Annotated in this window: 5 protein-coding genes and 2 pseudogenes; 3 read left to right on the top strand and 4 right to left on the bottom strand. The window is 62.4% G+C overall.

Annotated features, from left to right (window positions below):
* Window positions 1-1,206: THUMP domain-containing protein (locus tag ABI546_RS18335; RefSeq protein WP_348048867.1), on the top strand; the 1,206-nt coding region annotated here is incomplete at its 5' end.
* Window positions 1,203-1,637 carry a putative toxin-antitoxin system toxin component, PIN family gene (locus tag ABI546_RS18330; RefSeq protein WP_348048865.1) on the top strand — a complete coding sequence of 145 codons (435 nt, stop codon included), beginning with the start codon at window positions 1,203-1,205 and terminating at the stop codon, window positions 1,635-1,637. The genes ABI546_RS18335 and ABI546_RS18330, both read left to right, overlap by 4 nt.
* A gap of 4 nt (window positions 1,638-1,641) precedes the next feature.
* On the opposite strand, the pseudogene glk reads toward ABI546_RS18330, so the two are convergent.
* Window positions 1,642-2,631, bottom strand: a pseudogene (glk, locus tag ABI546_RS18325) (glucokinase).
* Between the two features lie 2 nt (window positions 2,632-2,633).
* Window positions 2,634-3,557 carry a tripartite tricarboxylate transporter substrate binding protein gene (locus tag ABI546_RS18320; protein ID WP_348048863.1) on the bottom strand — a complete coding sequence of 308 codons (924 nt, stop codon included), beginning with the start codon at window positions 3,555-3,557 and terminating at the stop codon, window positions 2,634-2,636.
* A gap of 309 nt (window positions 3,558-3,866) precedes the next feature.
* Between ABI546_RS18320 and ABI546_RS18315 the strand changes: the two genes are divergently transcribed.
* Window positions 3,867-5,225, top strand: a complete 1,359-nt coding sequence (locus tag ABI546_RS18315) for an adenylosuccinate lyase family protein (RefSeq protein WP_348048861.1) — start codon at window positions 3,867-3,869, stop codon at window positions 5,223-5,225.
* Here the strand turns inward: ABI546_RS18315 and ABI546_RS18310 are convergent.
* Together ABI546_RS18310 and ABI546_RS18305 are read right to left on the bottom strand one after the other, a co-directional pair.
* Window positions 5,222-6,331 carry a GntR family transcriptional regulator gene (locus ABI546_RS18310; protein WP_348048860.1) on the bottom strand — a complete coding sequence of 370 codons (1,110 nt, stop codon included), beginning with the start codon at window positions 6,329-6,331 and terminating at the stop codon, window positions 5,222-5,224. The genes ABI546_RS18315 and ABI546_RS18310 overlap by 4 nt on opposite strands.
* A 158-nt stretch (window positions 6,332-6,489) precedes the next feature.
* Window positions 6,490-6,830: pseudogene (locus ABI546_RS18305) on the bottom strand (FMN-binding glutamate synthase family protein); the annotation flags it as partial.

Here is a 6,830-nt window from a genome sequence, read left to right as displayed (position 1 = left end):
GCCAACGTGGCCTGGGAAATCTGGTTCACGCCCAAACAGACCTTCAAGGTCGAGATCACGGCCCAGCACAGCCCGCTGCAAAGCCTGAACTTCGCGGCGCTGAAAATCAAGGACGCGGTCGCCGACCGGTTTCGCGCCAAGTTCGACGACGTGCGCCCCAGCGTTGATACACGCTGGCCCGACGTGCGTATCTACGTGCACTTGACCACCGACACCGTCACCATCTACATCGACACCTCGGGCGAGCCGCTCTTCAAGCGCGGCTGGCGCGAAGACAAGGGCGACGCCCCGCTGAAAGAAACCCTGGCCGCCGCCATGATCGCCGCCAGTGGCTGGGACCAGCTGTGCAAGGAAGGCGTGCCGCTGTACGACCCCTGCTGCGGCTCAGGCACCATCGCGATTGAAGCCGCGCAGATCGCGTGCAGCATCGCCCCCGGCATCAACCGCCGCTTTGCTTTCCAGAAGTATTTGCCCTTCCAGGGCCATGTGTGGGATGGCCTGCTCGACCAGGCCGAGGCCGCCATCACCGAGCCCACGGCACCGGTGTTCGGCAGCGATGTGTCCTTCCGCATGGTCGACTTTGCCGAGCGCAATGCGGAACGCGCAGGCGTGGCCAGCGCGGTGCAGCTGCGCGGTGGCGATGCCCTGCAGCGCATGCCACCCGCGCCTTCAGGCGTGATGCTGGTCAACCCGCCCTATGGCGAGCGGATTGACGTGGCCGGTGTGGCTGGTATCACCGGCGTGCAGGGGCGAGACCAGCGCCGTCAGCAGGCGCAATCGGACGGGCGCGCCCAGCAAGACCATCGCAACCAGCCCATCGACGAATTTGGCCAACCGCTTGCCCGCGACGCTGGGGACAACCGCAACGCCGGCGACACGCGCGAAGAGCCCGCCTTCGAAACACCGCGTGACCGATCGGCCAACCCCGGCCGCGAACAGGCGCAAAACGCTTGGGGCGAAGAGGCCACCGATTTCTTTCCGCAACTGGCTGCGCACTGGAAGAAAAACTACGCCGGCTGGACGGCCCATGTGCTGACGCCCGACCTGAAGCTGCCCGGCAAGATGCGCCTGAAAGAATCACGCCGCGTGCCGATGTGGAACGGTCCCATCGAGTGCCGGCTGTTCCGCTTTGACATGGTGGCCGGCTCCGCGCGTGGCAAGCCGGGTGCGGCACCCGCCGCCCCAGCGAACGACCCGACGCCGTGACGGCCCCGGCGCTTCAGCCTGTCGTCCTGGACACCAACATCGTCCTCGACGTCTTTGTCTTCAACGACGCGGCCGCGCAGCCGCTGAAAAAAAAACTGGAAGCCGGCGAGCTCGACTGGCTCGCCACGCAGCCCATGCGCGACGAACTCGAGCGCGTGCTTGACTACAAACAGATTGTTCCGCGCCTGGCCTATTACAAGCTGGTCATGGCCGACGTGCTGGCCCTGTTCGACAAACATGTCCGCATTGTTGAAGTGGCGCCCAAGGCCGGCGTGACCTGCTGCGACGCCGACGACCAGAAATTCATCGACCTGGCGGTGGCAAAAAAAGCCATGGTGCTCAGCAAGGACCGACATGTGCTGTCCATGGCCAAGCGCTTGCGGACGTTGGGCGTCGACGCACGTGCCAGTTTTCTGAGCCCGTCGGCCTGATTGGCTAGAGGCCGTACCGCTGGGAATCGAAGACGCGCGCCGCTCCCAGCAGTGCAGGCGACTGGCCGGCATTGATCAGAAAAACCGGAATCGACGATAGATAGGCCGAGAAGCGGCCCTTGGATTCAAAGCGCTGCCGGAACGGAGATTGCTCAAGCCAGTCACCAATTTGTGGAGCAATGCCACCGCCGATATAGACACCACCTCTTGCTCCCAGGGTCAGGGCCAGGTTGCCGGCAGCCGTACCCAGAAAGGCACAGAAGAGATTCAACGCCTCGGCGCATGGCACATCGCCGCAATGCGCGCGCCGCGTAATCTCCGCGCCTGTCAGTACCGGCAAACACTGGTGGGACGCGTCGAGAGTGGCAACCGCCTTGCGAATATCAACCAGCCCCTGTCCGCTCACGGCTCGTTCCGCGGCGGCGTGTCCATACTGCTGCTCCAGCTCGGCCAGCACTGCTTTCTCGCGCGCCGTGCGCCCGGCAAGGGTGGCGTGCCCTCCCTCCCCCTGCAAGGCAATCCAGGCCTCTGCACCGTCTTTGCGACCCAATGGAATCAGGCCCGACACACCGAGTCCGGTGCCCGGGCCGATCAGTCCCATGGCAGCGCCGGCAATGGCGGCACCACCTCCCACCTGGCGCATCTCGCTGGGTTGAAGCAGCGGCAGCGCCATGGCAAGCGCGGTGAAGTCGTTGACGACGACAAGGGATTCCAGGCCGAGCAGCCGCTGCAGCGCGTCGATTGAAAACGCCCAGCGGTGATTCGTCATCGTCACCCAGTCCCCGGTGACTGGTGTCGCTATGGCCATTGCTCAGGCCGGTGGCATGCTGCGGCCCATGGCGTTCAGATACGCAAACACCGCGTCAGCCAAAGTGTCATGGTCTGCACAGGCCAGTACCTTCACATCGGTCACCGGCACATGTGGACCCGACTGCCAGGCGAAGCGGGCGTTGGTCCCGCCAATGTCGGCTAGCAGGCGCGCTGAACAATCCATCATCACTCCATCGTGATTTTTCCGGTTGTCACGATGTCCCGGTACAACATGGCTTGCGACCTGACGAAGGTCTGAAGGTCACGGCCATTCATGGGGGCGACGCTTACACCTGAGTCCTGCAGCTTGGCACGCACTTCCGGCTGCGCCAGGGCTTCCAGCATGGCTTTTTCGTAGGCGGCCACTGTCGTGGCGGGCGTGCCGGCCTTCACAAACAGCGCTTGCCAAAGCGGCAGTGCGACGCCGCTGAAACCTTCTTCTTCCCCTATGCGTTTTACATGGGGCAACTGAGGCACGCGGACCGTGTCGGATACCGACAGCGCTTTAATCTTGCCGTCGGTCAAAAAAGGCATTGCTGTCGACAGGACCAGCATGGCGCTGTCGATCTGCCGGCCCACCAGGTCGTTCGCAATCTGGGCGCCCCCGCGATAGGGCACATGCAGCATCGACACCTTCGCTTGCTTGTTGATCAATGCGCCATAGAGATGCTGCATGGTGCCGATGCCGGGCGTGGCGTAGTTAAAAGTCTCTTTGCCGTCCTTGCGTAGCGAACCAACAAGATCAGACAGCGTAGCGTGCGGCGATCCGGCGGGAACCGCAAAAATCATGGGGACGGTTGTCATTCGGCCGATCGGTGCCAGATCCTTTTGCCAATCGATCTTCGCCTTCGGGTTGACCATAGGGACCACCACTGTGTCGGTACCGCCCATATAAATCGCATTGCCGTCAGCCGCCGCGCCCAGTACTTTCTGCGCGGCGATCATGCCGCTGGCGCCTGCGACGTTCTCGACAATGACTTGTCGCCCCAGGCGCTTTCCCATTTCAGTACCAACAACGCGAGCCACCAGGTCGGCACTGCCGCCTGCGGAATAACCCACCATCAGCGAGATCGGTTTGTCTGCGGCGAGGGCGGCTCCTGCCAGAAGCATTCCGCCGCATAACGCGGTTAATTGATGGAGAAATCCGCTTGCAGGGGAGAAGCGGCGAGCACAAGGCGAGGCCGCGCGTAGAAATGTTGTCAAAGCTTGTCTCCGGTTATGTCACTATGGGAATTTAATGAGCATACAATATTTATTGTATTTATTTTATTGTATTATTAAAATCCTAATAAAATCAACAGAGAATTTAAATTTTACATAAATACAATACATATACATGCAATCTATACTGTTCGAATACCTTTCACCAAGCCTCACGTTGCTCCCCACCCTGCAGGACGTCCGAGCACGAGCGTTGGCATGTTTGAATCATTCATCACTGGCCACTGGTTCAACAACGAGGCCAAGCACATCTGGAGCGATGCTGCCACGCTGCAAGCGTGGCTGGATGTCGAGGCGGCTCTGGCCAGGGCCCAGGCAGAGCTCGCCGTGATTCCCGCTGCAGCGGCGAAGACGATCGCTGAAATGGCCGATGTACGGCGGTTTGACCTTTCTCAGCTGTCGGAGGCCATCGCGTTTGCACAGCACCCGCTGGTGCCGGTGCTGCACCGGTTTGAACGCCTGTGCGGTGAGCCCGCTGCGGGCTTCATCCATTGGGGCGCCACCACGCAAAACATCTTTGATACGGCGGCGTCGCTGCAAATGGTGAAGACGCACCGGCTCCTGACCGGTTACCTGGATCAGGCGATGCTTGCATTGAGCAAGCTGGCGCTGGAACACCAGGCCACGGTCATGCCGGGCCGCACGCACGGGCAGCATGCCCTGCCCATGACTTTCGGGTTCAAGCTGTCGGGATGGCTTGATGAACTGGACCGTGGGCGGCACCGCCTGAACCAGCGCCTGGCCTCTTCTTTCCCCGCCTCGATGGGCGGGGCGATCGGAACGTTTGCCGCCACCGGTGAAGTGGGGCGCAAGGTGGAAGCGCGAATGGCCGATCAACTGGGTTTGCACGCTGCCGGGCTGCCCATGCGTTCATCCTATGACCGCAGCGCTGACTACATTTCAGCGCTGGGCTTGCTGGCTGGAACGGCTCAAAAAATCGCGCAGGACATCGTCTTCATGCAGCGCACCGAGATTGGCGAGGCCGCGGAAGCCTTCCACATGGGCAAGGTGGGCAGCTCGACGATGGCCCAGAAGCGCAATCCGTCCACCGCGCTGGTGCTGACCAGCCTCGCGCGCATGTTGCGCGGCCGCATACCGCTTGCCCTGGAGGCCATGGTGCGAATGGATGAGGGGGATTCCTCAGCCACCAACGTCACCGATTCGCTGTTGCCGGAAATTGCCATCATTGCCACGTCCGTCGCGCAAACGCTGGCCAGGCTGGCCGAAGGGCTTGTCGTCCATCCTGACGCCATGCGCCGCAACTTGGGGCTTTCCAACGGCCTGATTGCGTCGGAGGCGGCAATGATGCGCCTGACGCGATTGATGGGGCGGCACCAGGCGCATCACCTCTTGTATGAGGCGGCGCAACGCGCGCAATCGGAGGGCATGCCGTTCATGCAAGCCATCTGCGAGCACCCGTTGTTTACTCAGCATGCGTTGCCGCAAGACCTGGCGAAATCCCTGGAGGCCAGCGCCTATGTAGGTGAATCGGTCAGCCTGACGTTGGAGACTGTCGCCCGGACCACCGGCTTGCGGCAGGCAGGCCCAGCGCATTAGGGTGGCGGTGGCGCGACCGATCCGCCGGCCCGGCGGGTCACCGGGATCAGATGTACACCGTAAGGACGGTCTGGCTCCGCCCAGCGCGCGCTGATCGCTTCGTGGAGCTGGTTGACCTGGTCAGCGGCGCTGCACCCAACCATCTCAAAAAAATCGGCGTGTTCGTTTGCCAGATCGGTGCGGCCCAGCAGCACCACGCTCAGCGTCTGCGGGATGCGCAAGCCGGCGTCTGCCAGCAAGCGGCGAAATCTGTCGCCGTCCTCAATGCCCCAGGCGACCAATGCGGTGAAGGGCGGACGGCCCGAACTGTCGAGGTTGGCCACAATGGCCTCGGACAGCATGGCCTCGTAGTTCTGGTCAGGCAGGGCGGGGATGGCCACCTCACTCAGCTCCACGTCCACCAGCGTCTCCCGAAGATAGTCCATCCGCCGACGCCCGAGCTGGGTGGCCAGGAACGGATGGGTTGTCGTTGCGTAGGCGATGCGGCGGTGCCCTTGCTGTTGCAGCAGCGCAATGGCCGCCGCGAGCGGTTCGCCCCACTCCATGCCCACGGCCTCCACATCGGTGCCCACCAGCGCGGCACCATCCACGGCCAGCACGTCGCACTTTTCCCTGAGCGCCGCCAGCAAGTCGATGGTGATGGGCTTGAAGGTGGACTGAATGACGCAGGCGTCGAAACGCGGCAATCCTTTCAATACGCTCCGTGCATGCTCAGGATCGGTGTATGACACCTCCAGTACGCGATGCCCTTCAGCGCTGAAGCGGCGCTGAAGATCCTCCACCAGCACGCGGCCCCGTGCAATCCGGATCGAGCGGCGCAGCAGAAGCACCGAGCGTCCTGACGAAGTGCGCGGCGCGGTGGAAGGCCGGGCATTGCTCTCGGAACCCGCTGCCGCAAGCCCGGTCTTCCCCCGAAAATACGTGCCCCGCCCGATTTGAGAGGCGATCAGCCCCCGGTCCTTCAGGCTTTGAAAGGCACGTTGCACGACGACTTGCGAAGCGCCAAAGCGCCGCATCAGCTCGCGAATCGTCGGCAGGCGTTCGCCGGGCGTGGCATCGCGCGCCAGCCCTTCCAGGAATTGCTCAAGAGTGGAAATGGAATTCATATGCACTTCATACAATACAACATTCGCGCATGCTGTAAGCAGCCACCTCGGCGGGCGTTGGAATGCCTGCAGACCTCACTGGCGCAAAAAAAGCGCCATTCGGCCGGCGAATTTATGGATAAAAGTCGCTGTAGCCCAAGTTGGATGTGCGCCACCAGCTATAGATTTAATAGCGGGGCGTTGGCACCCGAGGGGCCGGTGGGCGCCTGAATAGACGCGCTGTTAGCCCGAAAACTGTGCGCGTTGGCCAGCGGCCAGTAGTAGCTGAACACCGTGTTCTGCTTTTCCAGCGACCCCAGCAGCGCGCCGGGCTCGACCTGCATGATCAGGTTGCTGAGCAGACGCACTTCGGTGTCCGTCAGCCGCCGCACGATGTGATGGGCGTTAACCTCTTGCGGGTGGCATAAGCCGGCCGCCTGCACCAGCTCTTGCAATGCATGCAGCGTGCTGCGGTGAAAGTTGCGCACGCGCTCGGCCTTGTCGGGCACCACCAGCGCCT

The organism is Polaromonas sp. (assembly GCF_039932935.1).
GTDB lineage: Bacteria > Pseudomonadota > Gammaproteobacteria > Burkholderiales > Burkholderiaceae_C > Polaromonas.
The sequence above is the reverse complement of the archived record's forward strand: the minus strand, read 5'-3'. Positions and strand labels throughout refer to the sequence as shown.

What these genes read in the sequence shown, in the direction of transcription:
- ABI546_RS18320 (WP_348048863.1), bottom strand. Translation starts at nt 3,557, where the DNA reads ATGCTTCTGGCAGGAGCCGCCCTCGCCGCAGACAAACCGATCTCGCTG.
- ABI546_RS18310 (WP_348048860.1), bottom strand. Translation starts at nt 6,331, where the DNA reads ATGAATTCCATTTCCACTCTTGAGCAATTCCTGGAAGGGCTGGCGCGC.
- ABI546_RS18315 (WP_348048861.1), top strand. Translation starts at nt 3,867, where the DNA reads ATGTTTGAATCATTCATCACTGGCCACTGGTTCAACAACGAGGCCAAG.